Source organism: Mesorhizobium calcicola (assembly GCF_042682105.1).
Taxonomy (GTDB): domain Bacteria; phylum Pseudomonadota; class Alphaproteobacteria; order Rhizobiales; family Rhizobiaceae; genus Mesorhizobium; species Mesorhizobium calcicola.
Genome location: NZ_JBHUGY010000057.1, coordinates 1 through 21,217 on the forward strand (window position 1 = coordinate 1; position 21,217 = coordinate 21,217).

The following is a 21,217-nucleotide window of genomic DNA, read 5'->3' on the forward strand; positions in this document are numbered from 1 at the left end:
GAGTACTGGGTAAAACTTTCGGACCAACTGGCATCCTCAACGGCGACAATCGTTGCCAAGTCGGCAACATACCACCGCAACTGATCGCCTTTTGTGGATTGCACTCAGCGTAGCAGCGCCACTCAAATCCTGACCGTCCGCACAAGCCCATTATTGGATTTAGTAGAAAAGCTGCAGCATAGGTTATTCCATCAGTAAAAAAAAAAGGCCACCTAAATAAGGTGGCCATCCTTAAACGAATCTTCCTTGATAAATGTCGATAGCACGATGGGTAGGATCCTTTTATTGATATCCAACACTCTGTATATTAACCGACACTCGTTTTGGATCGTAGTTTTTAGCCCTAGCACTTTGTTGGCAATAGACCGGCGTTCAACAAAAAACATCTCCACCCAACTGATACATTAAAAAAACCTAGAGTCGCTAACCCCGAGTGGAATAAAAGTATCCTTCCTCCCTAGCTGTGCGCGGGCGGCAATGTTTGCCGCGGTCCATTGCCCCTGGCGGCTGCTCGTGGCGGGTGCGTTTTGGCATCTCCATGTCTCACCGTGACCAACAGCGTCACTTGAGCCTCCTGCCTGTGCGTACGGGGTATAGGCAAGACCCTCGTGGACCCTGCGTTTGGAACTCGCCTGCGTGCCCGTGCCCGGCCGCAACGTGCGCAGACCGTGGATGCCGAGGCCGGTGCCAGTGATGCCGGTGCCAAGCCCCGTAAGCGCGTTGGCAAGCTGGAGACCATTCATCTGGTCTCCGTTGACGGCGAGATCGTAGGCAGAGGTCGCCAGCAAAGGTGCGCCGACAATCACCGAGCCGACATCCATTCCCCACGCCGCCTTGTTCAGGCCAGCCGTCGACTGCATGTAGCTGCGGGTCTCGAGCGCCAGCGAAGACCCGGATCGTGTTGCGCCTATGCTGCCGCGGAAGGCCTGAAGGGCGGTCATTTCCTTTCCCGCCAGGCCAATGGTGCGAAGGCCGCTGGACGCCATGGGCAGAACCGTGGTCGCCGCGCTGGCGATGTTCATCAGTGACTCTCTATCGTCCCACTCGCCGCCATGTTCCAGATGGTTGACCTGGTTTATGACCGCTCTGGTTCCGAGATAGGCGGCACCGGTATAGGCGAGCGGCGCCGCGATCGGCGCAGCCGGCGTGAACGACAGGATGGTGGCGATGCCGGTCCCGATGCCCACCAGCGGATCGACAACCTTGTCCCAGACGGAGACGTTGCGCGACTTGACGACCTCAAGCGCGATCTTGCCGTCGTCTCCCGCCTTCATCTCCAGGCCTTTGGGAACGACGAGCTTGCCGTTCTCGCCAAACTGGCTGTTGTTGTCCTGGAAATCACCGAGGTTGTCGAACTTCTTGCCGGTCACGTCGACATAGCGAGTGTTGCCGTCACCGTCGCGCACGGCAAAGAGCGTGACCTGCTGCGTCCCGACCTCGTCGTCGACATAGAAGATCGGCACGCTGCGCACATACGGGTTGTCGCCGCCGATATCGCGGATCTCCTCCGTCACATTGTCGATCGCCCCGCGGCCCTCATCGGTCGAACGATCCAGGCCGAGCGTCCTGGCGACCGTGTCATCGAGGGCCGTCCCACGCTGTTCCCGGAACTCGTTGTCGTAGCCACTGTCGAGCAGTTGCTGGAACTTCGGCTCATAGATGCCGTCGAGCGTCTGCTGCTGATGTTCGTCCAGATAGGTCTTGTCCACCGTGCTGTTGCGGTCGGCCAGGAGCGAGGGATCGCTGAGCCGAAGCTCATGGTAGTCGCTGAAACCTTGCACCACCCTGCGCAAATCCTCGGCCTGCGTTATCTGAGCCCTTGTCGCCTCCAGCTTGAGCTTCGAGACCGCCAGCTCGGGATCGACCCAGCGGCCACTGTGATCATCGTCCTGTGTATCCAGGTCGATCCAGATTGCCTTGCCGCCCTGGGTCAGCGCGTCGATCCCTATCTGGTTGTATTTCTGGGCAACCTCGGGCGCCACCTTGATCGTCTGACCGCCGACATTGATTTCGACCGGCTGCACGCCATCTGGCAGCGTCCCTTTGGGCGCATCGACCGTTCCCGGCCCGTGTTGCGTCAGCGCATTGTTGAAGTTGGTCTGCAGCGTCGTCAGCGTCGTCTTCAGGTCGGTAATGCTGTTGCCGAGCTGCCGATCCAGGACATCATTCAAATCCTTCGCCGCCTGGGCCTCGCTGGCCCTTGCCGCCACCGGGGCATTTGCCGTGCACACCTTCATGGCGGAACTGGTGCCGCCCAGGAACTGCTGCCATTCCTTGTTGAGTTGGCGGTCGCGATATTCGCCCTTGATATTCTTGTCGCTCGGATTGTAGGTGAGCTGCTGCTCTGTCGTTCCTTTGTCAAAATGGCTGACGACCCAGACCTGGCCATCGCGTATTTCGATCGTCGACGTCTTGTAGTGCCCCAGGTAGTCGCCGCTATATCTGTTGTATTTCTCGTTTGGATCGAATTTCTTCTGACCGAGGTACTCGACGAGCAGCCGGTGCTCGAGATCCGCCTGCTGCGCGCCCACTTGCGTGGCATCGGCATGGGCGCCGAAGTAGTTCTGATAGGCTTGCGCCAATTCGAGCTGATTGCCTGCCGTCGTCTGCAGTGCCTTGAGGTCCTTGTATTCCTTCGAGTCGGTCGGAACACCGTCGAGTTCGGCCTGTCCTACCAGGAAATCGATCGTCAACTTATCGCCCTTGCCCAGATGCAAGCCGACCTCGGAAAACAGCTTATCGACGGCTGCATGGTCGGCAAGCCCCTGCGCATATTCTGTCTGCCGATCGGGGGCAGGCTTGTCCGTCGACGTAAAGGCCTGCGCGTTGGGATCAATTAGTGGCTTGAGTTCGCGCTGCTGGGCGATCGCATCGCCAAGAACCCTGCCGGCGTTTTCGTACTCCCCACGGGCATCCCGTGCGTTCTGCAGCAAGGTGTTGGCCTTGGTCAGCCGCTCCCCCGCATCGGCAAGCGTGCCCTTCGGTTTCTGCGCGGCCCATTGCAGACCGAGAGGTGCCAGCGCCTTGTTTATGATCGTCTGCGCGCCATCGACGGCATCCTTGCAGGCGGGGTCGAGCATATCGACGTTGAGCTGCTCCTGCTGCTGGACAGCCAGAGCTCGCGTCTCGGTGATGCGCGACAGGGCGATGTTCTCGGTAATGATAGCCTGGGCGACCTGGGGATCGACCCAGGTCCAGACGCCGTCGATCTTCATCGGCGTCCACTTGCCGCCGGAAGGCGCGTTACCCCGCGGCGGATCGCCGAACGGATCGACAACCCTGTTTTGCCCATCCAGCTTGGGCTTGGCAGCCGTGCCCAGACCGTATTTATCGATCAGGGCCTGTTTGTCCTGTCCGGCTTTCTCGGCGGCGTTGATGAGGCTGGGCAGGGTCTCACCGGCCAACAGCCCTTCGACGAAGGTCTTCACGACCTGGCCTTCCCGGGCCTCCTCGGAATTGCTGCTGTTGGGGTTCACCGCCAGCAGCGTCCTGGCCAAAGCGGCCTGCGTGCTTCCTGCCTCGATCTTCAGGTCGGTGCCGGTGGTATTGTTGTGCAGCGTCATGCTGCCATCGGGCTTGGTGGTCAGCGTGTAGCCGTTGAAGGCGACCTCCACGGTCGTGCGCGTACCGTTTTCGATGGTGATTTTTTCGCCTGTATGGAGGATGTCCGGGTCGCGGTGCGAGCTGAAAAGTTCCGGATTCGTCCGTCTGAGATCATCCAGCGTCATGCCATATTGCTGCGCGATCAGGGTCAGATTGTCGCCCGGCTTGACCTCGTACTCGACAGGCTTGCCGCCATTGATCTTCTCGGTGGTGGTCGTTGTCACCCGGCCGTCCTTGTCGGTGACGGTCTTGGTCTCGGTCCCTGTTTTCGGATCGGCTGTCGTGGTCGTGGTTTCGCCCGTCTTGGTGTTGCGCACACTGCTGCGGGTCCCGCCGTTGCCATCGACGGATCGCGAGGTTTCCTTGCCGTCGGCCGTGGTCACGACGGTGCGTGTGTCGTGCTGATAGTCATGCGAGTAGACAGTCTTGTCGCCAGTGTGCGCCTCGACGATTTCGACCGACTGCACGTCGCTATTGCTGCTTGTCTTGACCTGATAGCCGGCGGCCTGCAATTCGGCGATCACCTGCTCGCTGGTGAGACCGTTCTCCTGTGCGATCTGCTCGATGCTTTTGCCGTCGGCCAGACCTTCCTTGATAGTCTGCGTGCTTTTCCCGCCTGGATCCTGACGGTAAGCCAATATGGTCTTGTGGCCGTCCGGACCGGTGACGGTGGTCACGGGAAGGGAAGGACCGGCGCCCGGCGTCACGGTTTCCACAGAAGCACCGTTGGGCAGCGATGTCCGCTCGGTAACGGTGCCCGTGCCAAGGTCGTCCTCATAACGCGTCGTGATGGCGCCGGTATCGGGATCGCGGCTGCTGGTTTCCTTGCGTCCGAGCCCATCCCGGATCGGCGTGGTGGTCGCAGTGCCGTTGGGCTGCTCCACGCTCGTATAGTAGCTGTCGTGCTGATAGTCGTAATATTGCGTGACGGTGTGGCCGCTGGCATCCGTGATTTTCGTCGCCTGCACGTCGCCATTGTCGCTTGTCGGATTGGTGGTCGACACGGTCATGCCACCGGACCTCAGCGCGGCGATAACCTGGTCGCGTGTCATGCCGCGGGCAGACGCAATCTGGTCGATGCTCTTGCCGCCGGTGACGTCGTTGACGATGTTGCGGGCAGTCGTCGCTTCCGCGGCGTTGTCTTCGGGCTTGCTTCCGTCAAGTTTCACCGACATCAGCGTGGGTGCCGCGAGATCCGTCCGCACATAGAGCGCCGGCGTCACCGTCGTGCCGTTGCCCGATGTGCCGGTGCTGGCGTTCAAAGCCGGCGCCGCCGGAGCGGCAACCTGCGCCGGCTGAAGGGAACTCAGCTGCGTCGTCACCTGCGCCAGTTCCTGGCGGGCCTGCGCCGCCCAATCGCGCTCGCCCATCCTGTTGGCAAGCCTGATCTGCTCCCGGAGCTTCGCCGCCTGCGCCTCCAGCCGCGCGATCTGCTCGGCGTTTGCCGTGGCGTTGACCTTTTGCGGCTGGAGCGGCGGCTTGGTGAGCGTTATCGAGCGAACCATCTGGACGACCTCCGGAAATCACTGTCGCCGGCAGCCTTGGCCGCCGTCACGCCCCGCCCGATCGCACCCTTTCGGATGTTATCGAGGGGGCTTCCAATAAATGCCGAAAGCTGCAAGCTGCTCTTCCGACTGTTTTACTCGTTCCGCGGCATCCGTCTGGGACCGCACTGCCGTCAGCGCCGCCAGAAGCTCGACGGCGGCGAACGCCGGCGCCATGCTTGGGAAGAACGACTGCGAATTCGACGTGACGATGATTGTCTCCCGCGCGATCCGCGTCAGCGGCGACACGCTGCTGTCGGTGATTGCCACCACGGCGACACCCTGTCTGGCCGACTGGCGCGCCACGTCGATCGTCGTGCGCTCATAAGGCGACATGCCCACGGCCAGCAGGACGTCGCCACGTCCGGCGTGCTGGAGGGCATCCAGGCCCTGTCCGGCCATCTCGCCGACAAGCGTCACCTTCCGGTCACCGCCAGCCAGAAACGACATGAGGTGAACGAAGTGGCTCGCGACCGGATAGGCGGAGCGCGAGCCGAGACCGAACAGATCGCGTGACCTTGCAAGCAGGTCGGCCGCGGCAATGATCTGCATGGCATTGCCGTATTCACCAAGACTTGAAATCTGGGCCGCGAGCGTGTCGGCAACGACGCCGGCGGTCGAATATCCCGGATCTCCCCGCTGTTCGATACCTTGCCGCGCCGGCTCCCCGGCAATCGTCTCACGCAACGCACGCGCATAAAGGCTGCGCATATCCTCGTAGCCTTCCAGCCCGAGCCATCGCGCCAGCCGCATCATCGTGCTGTGCGAAACACCGGCCTGGTGCGCCTGCTCGCGCATCGACATCAGCGCGACATCCTTGGGATGATCCAGCACGAAACGCGCGGCGACCCGCAACTGCGGCGGCATAGTCTCAAACCGTTCGACCAACAGCTCGGCCAAAGGACCTTTTTCCATCCTGAAATACCCCATTCACCCGCCTCGCAGATTACTCCTCGAACGCCGGCAATGCAACACTTGGAACTTGAGTGGCTCATATATTCCAAATGGACTTTCAATTTCGATCATGCTGCCTTAGACTGGCTTCGCAACCTGCCGGATCGCAGCGGTGTGAGTCTGGAGTTTGTAACTTGAATAGTCCTCAAGGAGACAATGATGGCTGTTACCCCTCCCATTACCTCCGGCTCTACAGGATCGCCGGAACAGAACCTGGACAAGATGATCAAGCAACAGGAGCGCATGTTTGGGCTGGAGATCACGAAAGAGATCGCGAAATCCCAACATGACATGCTTATGAGCACCGCGAAGACGCTCGGCGAGTCGGCCGAAAAGGCCTGAGCCAGCGGATTCTCGAACCCATACGCCGCCGCAAGCAACCGGCGGCGTACTGGCACGGCAGAACCTTTCAACGCCGTCGTCTGGCTGCATTTTGAATCGTCATCGGCGAGAGAAGTGGCATGACCGCTAGCCCTATCGGCAGATATCTGGATGCGGCGCCGGCGCGCCGGTTCCGATCGCTTGTCGCCCCCTCCCCGGCAGCCGGACATTCCATCGCGCTCAGCGTAACCCACGGATTTCACGCCGGCGCCGAAATCGGTCTGGTCGAGCCGGTCTATACGATCGGCTCCAGCACGGAATCGGATATTGTCCTCAGGGATGCCGGCATCGCGCCGATCCATGCAAGACTGCGGCGCCAAGGCAGCCAGTTTGAAATCGAAGCTGTCGGCGGTGATGTCACGCTTGCCACAGGCGAGACCATCCACGAGGGACATGGCAGCCGCTGCAGGCTGCCAATCACCATAAGTATCGGTGACGCCCGTATCCAGATGGTCAACCCGGAACGCCCCTCCAGCCGGTGGGCGGTTTCCAATCGCCCTCTCCTGGTTGCGGGCAGCGTTCTCCTTGCCGTGTTCGCTGTTTCCGTCGCTGCGAACGGGTTCTCTTTCGCCAGGCCCGACATTGGCGAGAAGCTATCGTCCCAGGACGGCGAGCCGGTCAGAATGGCCTTCGCAGGCGAGGCAAGGCAACAAACCCTGGACGATTCATCGCCGCTGCAAATGCAGGGCGCCGCCGACGCTGAAAGCCAGCTCAAGCAGCATCTCGAGCACTCAGGCATAAGCACATTGACCGTTCAGCGATCATCGGGACGCCTCGTGGTCTCGGGGATGATCCCGAATGACAAGAGTGGCGTCTGGACTGAAACGCAATCCTGGTTCGACCAGGCGTTCGGCGCGCACATTGCCCTCGTCTCCAACGTCATGACCGGCAACGCGGAGCTGGCTCCGCGCCTGACGCTGCAGGCAATCTGGTACGGCGAGCGGCCTTACGTCATCGCGGCCGACGGTGCACGCTACCACGAAGGTGCCTTCACGAATGACGGCTGGACGATAAAGCATATCGGCGAGACGGAACTTGTCCTGACCAAGGGCGGCGCCACGGTCGCGCTGAAATATCCGTGAGCCGCCGGCTTGAAGGGCCGCGGTTCGACACGGCAAGGGTCGACGGCCGCGAGGTCCGACAGGCCGAAGGCGTACGCGGTCAATCGATCAACCGGCGACGGATGAATGGCGCCGACAAGGCCGCAAACCGTGCTCAGGGGACGAAGTCCGCCACTGGTACGGAAAAGCCAGACACCGCGGAATTCCAGCCCTCTGCGGGTGCGGCCGGGGAATCGCTCGACGAGATCCTCAGCAATTTCGTCATGCCCGGCATTCCCGAGCCAGCCATCCTGCGTCGCTCCGTGCCAATTCTCCAGCATTTCATAACGAACCTGGTCCCTGACCTTGAGGGTGGCGAGCAACTCAAGACACTCGCCAGAACGCTGATGGAGGATGAGATAGAGCGCCATCGCGATCTGCTTGGTCGCATGCAGGAAGGGATCGAAATCTGACCGACCCGCATGACACGGTGCATCTGCTGCACGTCCTGGGCTATCTCTACGGGTGTCACGGGCAGGCAAAGCGGGGCGCGGCGTACCTGCTTATCGCCACACAGCTCTCGCCGGGAAACGCCGGCGTCCTCAGGACATTGGCTCATCTGCTCATACTCGATGGCGAGGCGGAAAAGGCCCTTGCCACGATTGCCAGGCTGGAGACGTTGGAAGGCATGGATCACCCGGCGCTTGCATTGCTGAAGAGCCGCGCCTTGCTCGTGGCCGGGCGCAAGACCGAGGCGCGCAGTGCCTTGCTGAGCTTCCTGTCGCAACGAGGTGTTGAATGACCATATCGGAGCGACTTCTGCAATTCCTGGCCAGGCTGTCACGCCGCAGCGATCTGGTCATTGCCCTCCTGTTGCTCGTCGCCGTGGTGATGATGCTCATTCCATTGCCGACATTCCTCGTCGACATTCTCATCACCGCGAATATCGCCATCAGCGTGCTGATCCTGCTGGCTTCGTTTTACGTTTCTCATCCGCTCCAGTTCTCGTCGCTGCCGTCGGTCATCCTCATCGCCACCTTGTTCCGGCTGGCCATCACGATCACGACCACGCGACTGATCCTGCTCCAGGCCGACGCGGGCGACATCATTACCGCCTTTGGCACCTTTGTCGTCGGCGGCAGTATTGCGGTGGGCCTGGTCATCTTCCTGATCATCACCGTCGCTCAGTTCATCGTGGTTGCGCGGGGTGCCGAACGCGTCGCCGAGGTCGCCGCGCGCTTCACGCTCGATGCGCTGCCGGGCAAGCAGATGAGTATCGATGCCGAGCTGCGCAACGGCGACATCGATCATGCGGAGGCACGCCGTCTGCGCCAGCAGCTGGAGCGTGAAAGCCAGTTGTTCGGCGCGATGGACGGCGCCATGAAGTTCGTCAAGGGCGACGTCATCGCCGGAATCGTGATCATTCTGGTCAACCTTGTCGGTGGTTTCGCCGTCGGAACGCTGCAGCACGATATGTCCCTGGGGGACGCGGCTGCCACCTACTCGCTGCTGACCGTGGGTGACGGGCTGGTGGCGCAGATACCGGCACTGCTCGTCGCCGTGGCTGCCGGTACGATGGTGACGCGCGTCGGCAGCGCCGACGGAACGGGAGACCTTGGACAGCAGATAACCAGTCAGCTGCTGCGGGACGCCCGAGCGCTGGCGCTTGCTGCGGTGATCATGGTCGGCCTTGCCATGGTGCCGGGCTTCCCCGCCATCGTGTTCCTCATCCTTGGCGCCTGCTTCGGAGCGGGCGCCTACGCAATCAATCGCCGCACGGCCCAGGAATCCGAACCCAAGGACATCGGCCAGATCGCGACGCCCGAACCAGGGAATTCCACCTCGCTTTCAGCAATCCCCACCGGAACACTGCCTCCTTCCTATCGCGTCGTCGTACGCTTCGGAATCGAGCTCGGACGCTCGATCCCCGAGCCCGAATTCGCCGCGCTCGCCGACGACGTGCGCCGCGAACTCTTCGGCGATCTCGGTGTCGACGTTCCCGCAATCGGCATGCAGGTCGACGAGATGCTTTCACCGCGCGGCATCCGCGTCGATCTGGAGGGTGCACCGATCCTGGACGCCGAAATCCCGGCCGACCGCGTTCTTGTCGAAGCGGACGCAACGCATCTCGATCTGCTCGAAGTGACTTACGAAAAAGGTCCTTCGGTTGCCGGTCAGCGCAAATTCGTGTGGGTCGATGACAGCCACATATCGATCCTGATGGACGCTGGCTTCGTCTTCTCCGCACCGGCCGAAACAGCGGCCAGATGGACCGGAAATGCCCTTCGGCTCTATGCCGGCCATTTCGTCGGGATTCAGGAGACGCGCCGGCTTCTGTCGGACATGGAGCCGGATTACGCGGACCTGGTCAAACAGGCACAGGAGATCGTGCCGCTGCAAAAGATCGCGGAAGTGCTTCGCCGGCTCGTCGGCGAAAACGTGCCGATCCGCAATCTGCGCCTGATTCTCGAAGCCCTGATCGAATGGGGCCAGCGCGAACAGGACGTCGTGCTGCTGACGGAATATGTCCGCACATCCCTGAAACGCCAGATCAGCTTCCGCTCCGCCGGCCGCAACAACATCATCGCCGCCTATGTCCTGCAGCGATCGGCCGAGGATATCCTGCGAAACGCGGTGCAAAGCACTTCGACCGGGACATTCCTGAATCTTTCGGACGATGACGCGCGGGCCTTGGTCACCGAAATCGAGCGAGCGCTGGCACAGAACGCCACCGATGTCTCGCCAGTGGTCCTCGCCGCGATGGACGTGCGGCGCCATATGCGCAGCCTGCTCATTCACAATGCCATCGAGCTTCCAGTTCTGTCCTTCCAGGAACTCGCGCAAGAATTCAACGTCCAGCCGCTGGCCACGATCGCCGGCCGCTCGGGCAAAGCCGGCGCGCGCAATGTCTCCCAGTCGCTGCCATCGGCTCAGCCGAAGGCCGGGCAAGAGGCAACCTCATGACGCCAGCCGGACGGACGGGGACTTTTGGGGATTCAGGAGAGGAACGGCATGACAATCCACGATACCGCAGCAGGCATTCGACCAGCCGCTGGCGCCAGGCGGACGGATTTGCGCCGGCTCGCTATCGCGACGGTTAGTGGAACCACGACAGTGCGATAAGATAGCAAGATGGCCGAAGAAGCTGAAGAAAAGAAGTTACCGGCGTCCGACAAGAAGCTTCGGGACGCCCGCCGCAAAGGCCAGGTTTCGCAGAGCCGCGACCTGGTCTCCGGCTTCACCCTTTTCGCGGCGCTCGCGTATCTCTACTTTTCCTGGCCGATGCTCTTCAGGCGCCTTTCGGAACTCGTGCAGACCGTGACGATGTCCGGCGGCTCGTTCGGGGAGGTCAGCCTGCGGGCCATCCGCCATTCGTCCTCGTTGCTGATGCTTGCCACATTGCCGCTGGTCGGGATCGTCGTCGTTTTCACCGTGGCTTTCGGCATGCTAGGGACGTTCGGGCCGGTCTTCTCGTTTGAGCAGCTCAAGCCGCAGTTCGATCACATAAACCCGGCGAAGGGCCTTCAGAAAATCCTGTCGCTCCGCAACGTCATCGAGTTCACCAAGGGCCTGATCAAGGTGGTGTTGCTGGCAAGCCTGTTCGTATTCATCTTGACCGCGTGGCTGCAGCCGCTCTTCGATGCACCAGGCTGCGGTCAGTCGTGCCTGGAGCCCATCATCAAGGCGGTGCTGACACCCCTTGGAGTTGCCGCAGCCCTGGCCTTTGTCGTTATCGGCCTGATCGACGTTCCCATTCAGCGCTGGCTGTTCCTTCGCGACATGCGCATGACGACAACCGAATACAAGCGCGAACACAAGGATCTCGAAGGCGATCCCTTGATCCGCCACGAACAGCAGCGGCAGCGGCGCGAAGCAGTGATGCAACCCGCGAAACTGGGTGTGAAGAATGCGGTCATCGTCTTCGTGTCCGGCGACCGCGCCGTGGCGTTGCGCTACGTCAAGGGTGAAACGCCGGTGCCGACGGTCGTCGGCAAGGGCCAAGGCCGCGCAGCCGACGAGATAGTAGCTCAAGCGCGCCAGGCACGTATCGCGATAGTCGAGGATGCTGCCGTCGCCGAACCACTCTTCGAGAATGCGAGCACCGGATCCTATATCGGCCAGCAGATGTTCTCGCCGGTCGTTCGCCATCTCGTCCGGCACGGACTCACTTGAGGCAAAAAACCGCGGTCGTTCTTAGCAGGTATCGTTTCCCGCGAGCGATCAATCGGGGAACACGATGGGCGATCCGGCGAGCGGTCTGTCAGCAACGCTCTGGGCCATCGCGATCGCCGCAAAAAATTTTTTGAGGTTTCACCAATTATCGGGACCAAACGGACGTTTTTTGAACTTTGCGGTTTTCGACGGAGCGTCTCTCAAGAAGTACCGTCACCCGCTGCAGACAGGGTTTTTTTCGTTGCAAATCAATAGTCATGGTGGGGGCCGGAGGATGCGGCAAGAACGTTGATTTTATTGAGTTTTTTGTGATCTAAGATCAGAAATCTTCCTGTATCGTTCCGTAAGGTTCCGCGGCCTGCTGCGTTTGATCCGGCAAAGTTGCAAACCCTTAGTTACCTCGATGTCGGTTCTCCCAGTTAGCGCCGCAAGAGTTCCGGCGAGGCGTGGACAGCCGCGACGGCCCGCGTCCTTGGAATGAACTACCCAAGAGTTTGACTGGCGAGCGCATAGGTCACTGGTGCAACCGCGGTGCCGACGGCAAAATCGGAGAGGCGTTTGCCCATCGACATGGTGAGCACGGTGTCGAAAACAGGCATTCCGCTATGCGACAGAAAGGCGGCGAACTCGCCATTGTCCATGTGGGTGTCGATCCGCAGGAAAGACCCCGAATGATCGGCCACGTGCGGCCGGACGATCGCTACAGCGTCGGCGTCGCATTCCGCCACGACCGGCCCCACGACGTGGCCTCGCCCGAACGGCCGGCAGAGCGCGAATGCGCTCAGCCTGCCATCCTTGAAAAGACCATAGCCGGCCCAGTGTGCGAAAAGCCTTTCGATGAGTGCCGCCCGCCTCACGCCAAATCCTGCCGCGTCGAGCGCGATCGCTGCCGGAATATCCTTTGGGTCCAAGGTCCTGACATCGAGAATGTCCGCCGGGCTACCCGTCGTCTCCAGGCGGGCGATGCCCTGGCATTGATAGACAGTCTTCTCCGGCTGGAAGTCGAGCGAGAGATAGAGCCGCCTCGCCGCTCTGGTTGCATTGAGGCGCAAGTCGCGGCCGGCTACCCTGTCGAAGACCCGCTTCATCAGCCATTGCCCCGCGCCCAGCGTCTGGAGGCGTGGCGAGGTGATGACCATGCCCACGGTCGCGAAGCCGGCGCCATGAGCGAACCACATGGCCGAGCCGAGAACCCGGCCGATCTCATCGAGCGCCACGAACCCCTGTCCCGATTGGCGCAGGAACTGCCAATCCTCGGCGCGATGCGGCCATCCCACGGAGAGCGAGAGTGCGTGCAACCGATCCAGATCGACGCCTTCGATATCGTCGATGCGCATCGAGAAAGTATCGATTTTCAAGCTTTCGGAAGGCTTCAAGTCCATGCCCCTGAGAGATTACCACGAGGGAGGGCGACCTGCCGGCCACCGCCCACGTCCGGCCAACGCTAAACAAGCAGCCCGGTACGATTTGCTCGAAAGCCGCGTACCAACGCAAGATTCAACTGAAACACTTCCGCTTTCGGCACGCAATCGCGAAAGAACGCGCACACTCTCTTTGGAAATCTAGCAGCATATGGTCGACGGCATCGATCCCGGCGGACCCGAAATGTTTTGAGGGCTGGAATGAACGTCTTCGACATCCTCGACCGTCTCGTCGCCTTTCCATCGGTCGCCGGCAGGCCGAACGCTGATATCGCCGGCTGGATCGCGGCCTATCTCGCGGAATACGGAACTCAGGTCACAGTGCTTCCAGGGCCGGAAGGCGACCGTTCCAATCTTTTCGCGACAATCGGGCCCGCCGATATCCCGGGCTACATCCTGTCCGGCCACATGGACGTCGTTCCTGCCGGCGAGCAACAATGGAGTTCGGCTCCTTTCGCGCTGCGCCGGGAGGGCGCGCGGCTCTACGGGCGCGGCACCACGGACATGAAGGGGTTTCTGGCCGCAGCACTCGCGGCCGTGCCTGCGCTAACGGGACTGCGCCTTGCCAGGCCAATCCACCTCGCCTTCTCCTATGACGAGGAGGTGGGATGCCGCGGCGTGCCACATTTGATCGCCCGCCTTCCCGAACTTTGCGCGAAGCCGCTCGGCGTCATCGTCGGCGAGCCGAGCGGCATGCGCGCCGTGCGCAGCCACAAGGGCAAGGCGGCCGCCCGCGTGATCATCAAAGGGCGCCCCGGCCATTCCTCGCGGCCCGATCTCGGGCTCAACGCCATCCATGCCGTGGCCGGTGCGCTGGCCGCTGCCGTGAGCGAAGCCGAGCGGCTGACGCACGGTCCGTTCAACCCTGCCTTCGAGCCGCCCTACTCCTCGCTGCAAGCGGGCGTGGTGTCGGGCGGACAGTCGGTGAACATCATCCCCGACACCTGCACGCTGGACCTGGAGGCTCGCGCGGTTCCCGGTGTCGACCCGGCGAGCCTGCTCGCGCCGGTAAAGGCGCGGGCAGAGGCCCTTGTGGCCGAAGGCTTTCGGGTCGAGTGGACACCGATGAGCGCCTATCCGGCGCTGTCGCTGCCGCAAGACGCCGCACTGGCGGGACTGTTAGCCGAGTTGACTGGCGAAGCGCCGCTTGCCGCCGTCAGCTACGGCACGGAGGCTGGACTTTACCAGGCCGCCGGGTTCGATGCGATCATCTGCGGACCGGGCGACATCGACCGCGCCCACAAGCCGGACGAATACATACTCACCAGCGAACTCGCCACCTGCCAGCGATTGATCGAGGTGCTGGGCGCCCGCTGCGCGGCTTGAAGGGAACCGGAATGACATTCCTGTTCAATTCCGATGCGCGGCGCGGGGCGATCTTCGCCGATGCCTTCGCCAAGGAGCTGCCGGACGTCCCCTTCACGATGGATGCCGCAACGGTCGATCCCGACGCCGTGCGCTATCTCATTACCTGGACCGCGCCAGAAGACCTCGCCCGCTACAGGAACCTGGAGATCCTGTTTTCCATTGGCGCCGGGGTCGACCAGTTCCGCCTCGATAGCGTACCGGAGCAGGTGAAGATCGTGCGTACGATCGAGGAAGGCATCGTGCGCATGATGCAGGAGTATGTGGCGCTGGCCGTGCTCGCCCTGCATCGCAACCTGCCTGCCTATCTGGCACAGCAGCGCGCCGGCGAATGGCGTGACATCCCGCAGCTGCAGGCCGGGTTGCGCCGGATCGGCGTGCTTGGCCTCGGGCACCTCGGCCGGGCAGTCCTCGATAGCCTAAAGCCCTTCGGCTTTCCGCTCGCCGGCTGGAGCCGCTCGGCACGGCAGATCGAGGGCGTGGCCTGTCAACATGGCGAGCTCGGGCTGGACGGGATGCTCGCGGCCAGCGACATACTGGTCTGCCTGCTGCCGCTGACCGAAGATACGCGCGGTTTCCTCGATGCCGACCTGTTTGCGAAACTGCCCAAGGGCGCGGCCCTCGTCCACACCGGCCGGGGGCCGCAGCTCGATGACGAGGCGCTTGTCACCGCGCTCGATCGCGGCCACCTTTCGGCGGCTATGATCGACGTGACCGATCCCGAACCGCTGCCCACAGGCCATCCGTTCTGGTCGCATCCGAAGATCATCCTAACCCCGCATGTCGCCAGCGTCACCCAGCCCGCGACCGCTGCGCGGGGCGTCATCGAAAACATCCGACGCCACCGCGCCGGGCTCGACCCCATCGGGCTCGTCGACCGGTCGCGCGGCTATTGAAATCCAACCTGAAAGGCCATCCCTTGTCCCTGCTCAAGACCGTCGACACCAGCCCTGCCTTCCCGCCGCGCGAATCCAAGGCGCTGCCCGAACGGCTGATTGCCGGAAACCCTGCCTTCAAGACCTGGGCGCAGGACGCCGCCAAGGGCGACCTCGTCCATACCGGCGTCTGGGAAGCGACGCCCGGCGAGACGCGCTCGATCAAGGGGGAGACTTTCGAGTTCTGCCACATCCTCACCGGCGTGATCGAAATCACGCCCGATGGCGGCGAGGCGGTGACCTACCGCGCCGGCGACAGCTTCGTATTGAAGCCCGGCTTCACCGGTGTTTGGAAGACCATCGAAACGGTGCGCAAAATCTACGTCACGGTTGGATAAAAGGGTCGGCCTGGGGCGCCGGCCTCCGCAACAGATTTTGCCGTCTCTCATCGCCGGTACGCAACAATCATCCGCCACTGATCGCCGAACGGCGCATGCTGCGCTCCTGCTCGCGTTAGGTTCCTCCAGAATAGCTGAAAGTAGGCGCCCGTGGGCCTGAGCTTCGATCCGGATACCGTCTGCCTTCCCGTCGGCCATTTCGTCGGCGGCGAACTGATCGCGGCCGAGGGTGCGATCGAGATGCGTCGCCCGTCGGACGGCAAAGTATATGCCGCCAGTCCCGTGGCCAGTGCCGACATGATCCACCGCGCGGTGGACAGCGCCAAGGCGGCGCTAAAGGCCAGCAACTGGGGCGGCGTTCGGCCACGCGTGCGCACAAGGGCACTCCAGGCCTGGGCCGACCTGATCGAGGTAGAAGCCGAAACGCTGGCCAGGATCGAGGCTCTGTGCTCCACCCGGCCCGTTGGCCAGCTCGTAGCCGGCGACATCGCCGTAACGGCCGAGCAGATCCGCTTCTTTGCTGAATTCGCCGACAAGGAAGGCAGCGAGCTGGTGCCGACCGACGATGCCAGCCTCGGCATGATCATGAGCGAGCCCTATGGCGTGGTCGGTGCGATCACGCCGTGGAACTTCCCCATCTCGATGGCTGGCTGGAAGCTCGGCCCGGCACTGGCCGCAGGCAATGCTGTCGTGCTGAAGCCGTCGGAAATGACACCCTTCTCGGCCGTCTATCTGGCACAGCTCGCCGTCCAGGCAGGCCTGCCGGCCGGGCTGATCAACGTGGTGCTCGGCGACGGTCCGACGACCGGCACGGCGCTGACCGGCCATTCCGAGATCGCCAAGATCAGCTTCACCGGCTCGACGCGCGCCGGCTCGGCCATCATGGAGAATGTTGCCCGCACCGGCGTCAAGCCGATGACGCTGGAACTCGGCGGCAAGAGCCCGCAGATCGTCTTTGCCGATGCTGATCTGGACAAGGCCGCAATGGCCATCGCGGGCAGTGTCACCTTCAACGCCGGCCAGGCCTGCGTCGCCGGCACGCGGCTGATCGTCGAGAAGAGCGTCGCCGACAGGCTGACGGCCGCGATCCTGGAGAAGATGAAGGCGGCACGCCCCGGCCCGACCTGGGACGAGGCGACGCACTATTCACCTGTTATCTCGGAACGGCAGCGGGCGCGTGTCGACGGTATCGTGCGGGCCGCGGTCGAAGCCGGCGGCCAATGCCTGACCGGCGGCCACACCATGGACAGCCCAGGCTATTTCTACGAGCCGACGCTGATCGCCAATGTGGACCAGACCAATCCCGCGATCGTCGAGGAAATCTTCGGCCCGGTCCTGACCGTCCAGACCTTCGAGACCGAGGAAGAGGCGCTGGCGCTGTCCACCCATCCGACCTATGGACTGGCTTCCGGCCTGTTCACCTCCGATCTGTCCCGCACGATCCGCTTCGCGCGCAAGCTCGAAGCGGGCACCGTCTGGGTCAACCGCTACAGCCGCTCGCGTGACCATATCCTGCCGACCGGCGGCTACAAGCGCTCTGGCATCGGCAAGGATCTCGGCCGCGAAGCCTATCAAGCCAACCGCAGGACCAAGAGCGTCCTGATCAGCCTGTGAAGAGGTGCCGATGAAGTCCTATTCGATCGCCCTGATCCCCGGTGACGGCATCGGCCGCGACGTGACCGCCACCGCCTGGTCTGTGCTGCAGACCGCGGCCAAACACGCGGGCTTTGCCTTGACCGGAACCGAGTTCCCCTGGTCCTGCAAATTCTACAAGGATACCGGCCGCATGATGCCGGAGGACGGCATCGAGACCTTACGCGGCTTTGACGCCATCCTGCTCGGCGCAGTCGGCTGGCCGGCGGAGGTGCCGGATTCCGTTTCGCTGCACGGCCTGCTGCTGCCGATCCGCAAGGCATTCGTGCAATATGCCAACATCCGGCCGCACCGCCTGCTGCCGGGCGTGACAGGCCCGCTGCGGGCGGAAAACTTCGACATATTGTGCATCCGCGAGAACACCGAAGGCGAATATTCGGGCGCCGGCGGGCGCGTGCATCAAGGCACGCTGGACGAGGTCGCCGTGGAGACCTCGATCTTCACCCGCGCCGGCGTCGAGCGCATCCTGCGCTTCGGCTTCGAGCAGGCGCGGACACGGCGCGGCAAGCTCGCCTCCGTCACCAAATCCAACGCGCAGAAATACTCGATGGTGTTCTGGGACGAGATCACCCGCAAGCTGGCTGCGGAGTACTCTGACGTCGCCGTGACCAGCTATCATGTCGACGCGCTCGCCGCGCGGATGATCATGGCGCCGGAGAGCCTCGACGTGGTCGTCGCCTCCAACCTGTTCGGCGACATCCTGACCGATATCGGCGCGGCGATCCAGGGCGGGCTCGGCTACGCCGCCTCCGCCAACATCAACCCCGACCGCACGGCGCCGTCCATGTTCGAGCCGGTGCACGGCTCCGCGCCCGACATCGCGCATCTGGGCATCGCCAATCCGATCGCCACCATCTGGTCCGGCGCCTTGATGCTCGATCATCTCGGCGAAAAGGCTGCGGCCAGCCGCGTCATGAAGGCAGTCGAAGCCGCAACCGCCAGAGGCATAGGCACCATTCCCGGCAAGGACAGCACGAAATCCATAACGGCCGCAATCGTCGCGGCGCTCACCTGATTGCAAGGTCGTTTCGATGAAAAACCTGAAAGACAAAAACCTCTTCCGCGAGACCGGCCTGATTGGCGGCCAATGGGTCGCTGCAGACTCCGGCAGGACGGTCGACGTCGTCGATCCGGCGACCCAGGCAACGATCGGCGCGGTGCCCGACATGGCCGGTCCGGAGACTCGTGCGGCCATAGAGGCCGCGGCTTCCGCCTATGGCGACTGGAAGAAGAGGACCAATGCCGAACGCGCTTCCCTGCTCGAAGCCTGGCATGGCCTGATGCTCGCGCATCTGGACGATCTGGCGCTGATCCTGACGGCGGAACAGGGCAAGCCGCTGGACGAGGCCCGGGGCGAGATCCGTTACGGCGCTTCCTTCGTAAAATGGTTCGCGGAGGAGGCACGCCGCATCAACGGGCACACCATCCCCTCGCCGACGCCAGACAGGCGCATCATCGTGCTGAAGGAACCGGTCGGTGTGTGCGGCATCATCACGCCGTGGAACTTCCCCAACGCTATGATCACCCGCAAGGTCGCGCCGGCGCTGGCCGCAGGCTGCACGGTGGTGATCAAGCCATCCGAGTTCACGCCCTATTCGGCGCTGGCGCTCGGCGTGCTCGCCGAACGCGCGGGCATCCCCGCCGGCGTCATCAACATCGTTACGGGCATGCCGGCTGAAATCGGCAACGAGATCATGGCGAACGAGACCGTTCGCAAGATCTCCTTCACCGGCTCGACGCGTGTCGGTTCGCTGTTGATGCGCGGCGCGGCCGACAGCGTAAAACGGCTCAGCCTCGAACTCGGCGGCAACGCGCCCCTCATCGTCTTCGACGACGCCGATCTCGATCTCGCCGTCGAGGGCGCGCTTGTCTCGAAGTTCCGCAATGGCGGCCAAACCTGCGTCTGCGCCAACCGCATCCTCGTCCAGGCCGGTGTCCACGAAGCCTTCGCCGCAAAGCTCAGCGCTCGCGTCAACGCCATGACCGTGGGGCCCGGCACGCAGCCCGGCGTCGCCATCGGGCCGATGATCAACATGGTGGCGGTCGAGAAGATCAACCGCCATGTCGAGGACGCGCTCGCCAAAGGTGCTATGATCATCACCGAAAAGCCGGCGCTGCCGGAGGGTCCTCAGTATGTCGCGCCGCTGGTGCTGACCGGCGCCACAAAAGACATGCAGCTCGCCAGCGAGGAAACGTTCGGTCCGGTCGCGCCGCTTTTCCGGTTCGAGACGGAAGAGGAAGCGATCGCGCTCGCCAACGGCACGCCCTACGGGCTTGCTTCCTACTTCTACACCGAAAACCTGAAACGCGCCTGGCGCGTCGGCGAGGCGCTGGAGTTCGGCATGGTGGGACTCAACACCGGCTCGGTCTCGATGGAGGTGGCCCCCTTCGGCGGTGTCAAGCAGTCCGGTCTGGGCCGCGAGGGCGCGCAGGCCGGCATCGAGGAATATCTCGAGATGAAGAGCTTCCACATGGGCGGGCTGGGCTGAGGCAATTTGGCTGAAGCCCGACCGGGCCGGATCGACGATCACTGAATCCGGTCGAGCGCCTTGTAGTAGAGGCCGACCATCGGCAGGAACCAGGGCTTGCCGGAATAGCCGGGGATGGACGGCCACTCGAGCCCCCTCATCGGATTGCGGTCCTCGCGGCCGAGCATGGCATCGGCCAGGATCATGCCGAGATGGGTGGAAAGCTGCGCGCCGTGGCCGGAATAGCCCATCGCGTACCAGACACCATCATGGTAGCCGGCGCGCGGGAAGCGATCTTTGGTCATGTCGACGAGCCCACCCCAGCAATAGTCGATCTCGACCTTGGCAAGCTGCGGGAAGATCGCCGCGAGGCCTGCTTGCAATACCTGTCCGCTCCTGGCGTCGGAGCTCTGGTCCGATGTCGCCGAAAAGCGCGCGCGACCGCCGAAGATCAGGCGCCTGTCCGGCGAAAGCCGGAAGTAGTTGCCGATGTTCATTGAGGTTACGCAAGTCCGGTTGCCGGGCATGGTCGCGGCGATGTCGGCGTCGCTCAACGGCCGCGTGGCGATGATGAAGCTGCCGACGGAAATGATCCTGCGGCGGAAGTAACTGAAATTCGGCGTGGTGTAGGCGCCGGTCGCCACCAGCACATTGTCGGCACTGATCCGGCCTCGGGAGGTGGTGAGCTCGTGCCTGCCACCGGCCTGCTTGCGGTCGGTCACTGCCGCGTTCTCGTGGATCACGGCACCGTGGCGGGCGGCGGCCGTGGCCAAGCCTGCCACATAGCGGCCCATATGCATCATGGCGCTCTTCTTCGAGAGCATCGCGCCGTGGAAGGGCGAGCCAATCTCGGACTTGAGATCTGCCGCCGACAGCAGCGCCGTATCCGGATCGACTTCGGCATGGATGGCTTCGAAGTTGCGGGCGATCGCTTCGAAATGCTGCGGCTTGGACGCGAGTTTCAGCTTGCCGGCGCGGCGGAAATTGCAGTCGATGCCTTCCTCGGCGACCAGCGCCTCGATGGTGTCGACGGAACTGTCCAGCGCCCGGTAGAGCGCGATCGCCCGTTCCTTGCCGAGCTCCGCCTTGGCCGAAAGGTAGCTGTGGGCGAGGCCGTTGTTCAGGTGTCCGCCATTGCGACCGGATGCGCCCCAGCCCACCCGCTCCGCCTCCAGCACGGCGACCTTGGCGCCGGCCTTCGCCAGTTGGCGCGCCGCGGCGAGACCGGTGAAGCCGCCACCGATGATGGCGGCATCGTAGTGCCCCTCGACCGGGCCTTGCGCCCCGCCGGAAAAGACGGGGGCTGTGTCGTGCCAGTAGGAGACGAACTTCATCGGCAACC

General features: G+C 62.9%; 16 protein-coding genes. 12 read left to right on the plus strand and 4 right to left on the minus strand.

The genetic code is table 11. From position 1 onward, the window contains the following. Positions 1–404 precede the first annotated feature (404 nt). Both ACFSQT_RS31295 and ACFSQT_RS31300 read right to left on the minus strand, forming a co-directional pair. Positions 405–5,108, minus strand: a complete 4,704-nt coding sequence (locus tag ACFSQT_RS31295) for a LysM peptidoglycan-binding domain-containing protein (protein ID WP_379025394.1) — start codon at positions 5,106–5,108, stop codon at positions 405–407. 78 nt (positions 5,109–5,186) lie between these two features. After that, a complete protein-coding gene (locus tag ACFSQT_RS31300) occupies positions 5,187–6,047 on the minus strand; it encodes a MurR/RpiR family transcriptional regulator (RefSeq protein WP_379025396.1) in 861 nt (286 codons plus the stop codon). Positions 6,048–6,260: 213 nt separating this feature from the next. Between ACFSQT_RS31300 and ACFSQT_RS31305 the strand changes: the two genes are divergently transcribed. From ACFSQT_RS31305 to ACFSQT_RS31330, 6 genes are all read left to right on the plus strand, one after another. Beyond that, positions 6,261–6,443, plus strand: a complete 183-nt coding sequence (locus ACFSQT_RS31305) for a hypothetical protein (RefSeq protein ID WP_142868881.1) — start codon at positions 6,261–6,263, stop codon at positions 6,441–6,443. 119 nt (positions 6,444–6,562) lie between these two features. Further along, the gene (locus ACFSQT_RS31310; RefSeq protein WP_379025399.1) at positions 6,563–7,564 is read left to right on the plus strand and encodes a SctD/MshK family protein; all 1,002 of its coding nucleotides are present in this window, start codon (positions 6,563–6,565) and stop codon (positions 7,562–7,564) included. A gap of 101 nt (positions 7,565–7,665) precedes the next feature. Further along, positions 7,666–7,995: a hypothetical protein gene (locus ACFSQT_RS31315; protein ID WP_379016934.1), complete on the plus strand. Its 330-nt coding sequence runs from the start codon at positions 7,666–7,668 to the stop codon at positions 7,993–7,995. Positions 7,996–8,012: 17 nt separating this feature from the next. Continuing rightward, entirely contained in the window at positions 8,013–8,324 is a 312-nt protein-coding gene (locus tag ACFSQT_RS31320) for a tetratricopeptide repeat protein (RefSeq protein WP_246691349.1), read from the plus strand. Then, entirely contained in the window at positions 8,321–10,486 is a 2,166-nt protein-coding gene (gene sctV, locus ACFSQT_RS31325) for a type III secretion system export apparatus subunit SctV (RefSeq protein ID WP_379025401.1), read from the plus strand. The genes ACFSQT_RS31320 and sctV overlap by 4 nt, the downstream gene beginning before the upstream one ends. 168 nt (positions 10,487–10,654) lie before the next feature. Next, on the plus strand, positions 10,655–11,695 hold the full coding sequence (locus ACFSQT_RS31330) for an EscU/YscU/HrcU family type III secretion system export apparatus switch protein (RefSeq protein WP_379025403.1): 1,041 nt from the start codon (positions 10,655–10,657) through the stop codon (positions 11,693–11,695). Positions 11,696–12,177: 482 nt separating this feature from the next. On the opposite strand, the gene ACFSQT_RS31335 is transcribed toward ACFSQT_RS31330, so the two are convergent. Beyond that, the gene (locus ACFSQT_RS31335) at positions 12,178–13,077 is read right to left on the minus strand and encodes a GNAT family N-acetyltransferase (RefSeq protein ID WP_379025405.1); all 900 of its coding nucleotides are present in this window, start codon (positions 13,075–13,077) and stop codon (positions 12,178–12,180) included. Positions 13,078–13,317: 240 nt separating this feature from the next. Here ACFSQT_RS31335 and argE point away from each other — a divergent pair, with 240 nt between their 5' ends. The 6 genes from argE (at position 13,318) to ACFSQT_RS31365 (ending at position 19,896) form a co-directional block, all read left to right on the plus strand. Further along, complete coding sequence (gene argE / locus ACFSQT_RS31340; protein WP_379025407.1) at positions 13,318–14,442, plus strand: acetylornithine deacetylase; 1,125 nt, start codon at positions 13,318–13,320, stop codon at positions 14,440–14,442. A gap of 11 nt (positions 14,443–14,453) precedes the next feature. Then, positions 14,454–15,377, plus strand: a complete 924-nt coding sequence (locus ACFSQT_RS31345) for a 2-hydroxyacid dehydrogenase (RefSeq protein ID WP_379025409.1) — start codon at positions 14,454–14,456, stop codon at positions 15,375–15,377. Between the two features lie 23 nt (positions 15,378–15,400). Further along, a complete protein-coding gene (locus ACFSQT_RS31350; RefSeq protein WP_379025411.1) occupies positions 15,401–15,754 on the plus strand; it encodes a cupin domain-containing protein in 354 nt (117 codons plus the stop codon). A gap of 150 nt (positions 15,755–15,904) precedes the next feature. Further along, positions 15,905–17,368 carry an aldehyde dehydrogenase family protein gene (locus tag ACFSQT_RS31355; protein ID WP_379025413.1) on the plus strand — a complete coding sequence of 488 codons (1,464 nt, stop codon included), beginning with the start codon at positions 15,905–15,907 and terminating at the stop codon, positions 17,366–17,368. A gap of 10 nt (positions 17,369–17,378) precedes the next feature. Further along, positions 17,379–18,422 (plus strand): tartrate dehydrogenase, encoded by a 1,044-nt coding sequence (locus ACFSQT_RS31360; RefSeq protein WP_379025415.1) that lies wholly within the window; start codon positions 17,379–17,381, stop codon positions 18,420–18,422. Positions 18,423–18,438: 16 nt separating this feature from the next. Continuing rightward, complete coding sequence (locus ACFSQT_RS31365; protein ID WP_379025417.1) at positions 18,439–19,896, plus strand: NAD-dependent succinate-semialdehyde dehydrogenase; 1,458 nt, start codon at positions 18,439–18,441, stop codon at positions 19,894–19,896. Positions 19,897–19,934: 38 nt separating this feature from the next. On the opposite strand, the gene ACFSQT_RS31370 is transcribed toward ACFSQT_RS31365, so the two are convergent. After that, positions 19,935–21,209 carry an NAD(P)/FAD-dependent oxidoreductase gene (locus tag ACFSQT_RS31370; RefSeq protein WP_379025419.1) on the minus strand — a complete coding sequence of 425 codons (1,275 nt, stop codon included), beginning with the start codon at positions 21,207–21,209 and terminating at the stop codon, positions 19,935–19,937. Between the last annotated feature and the right edge of the window lie 8 nt (positions 21,210–21,217).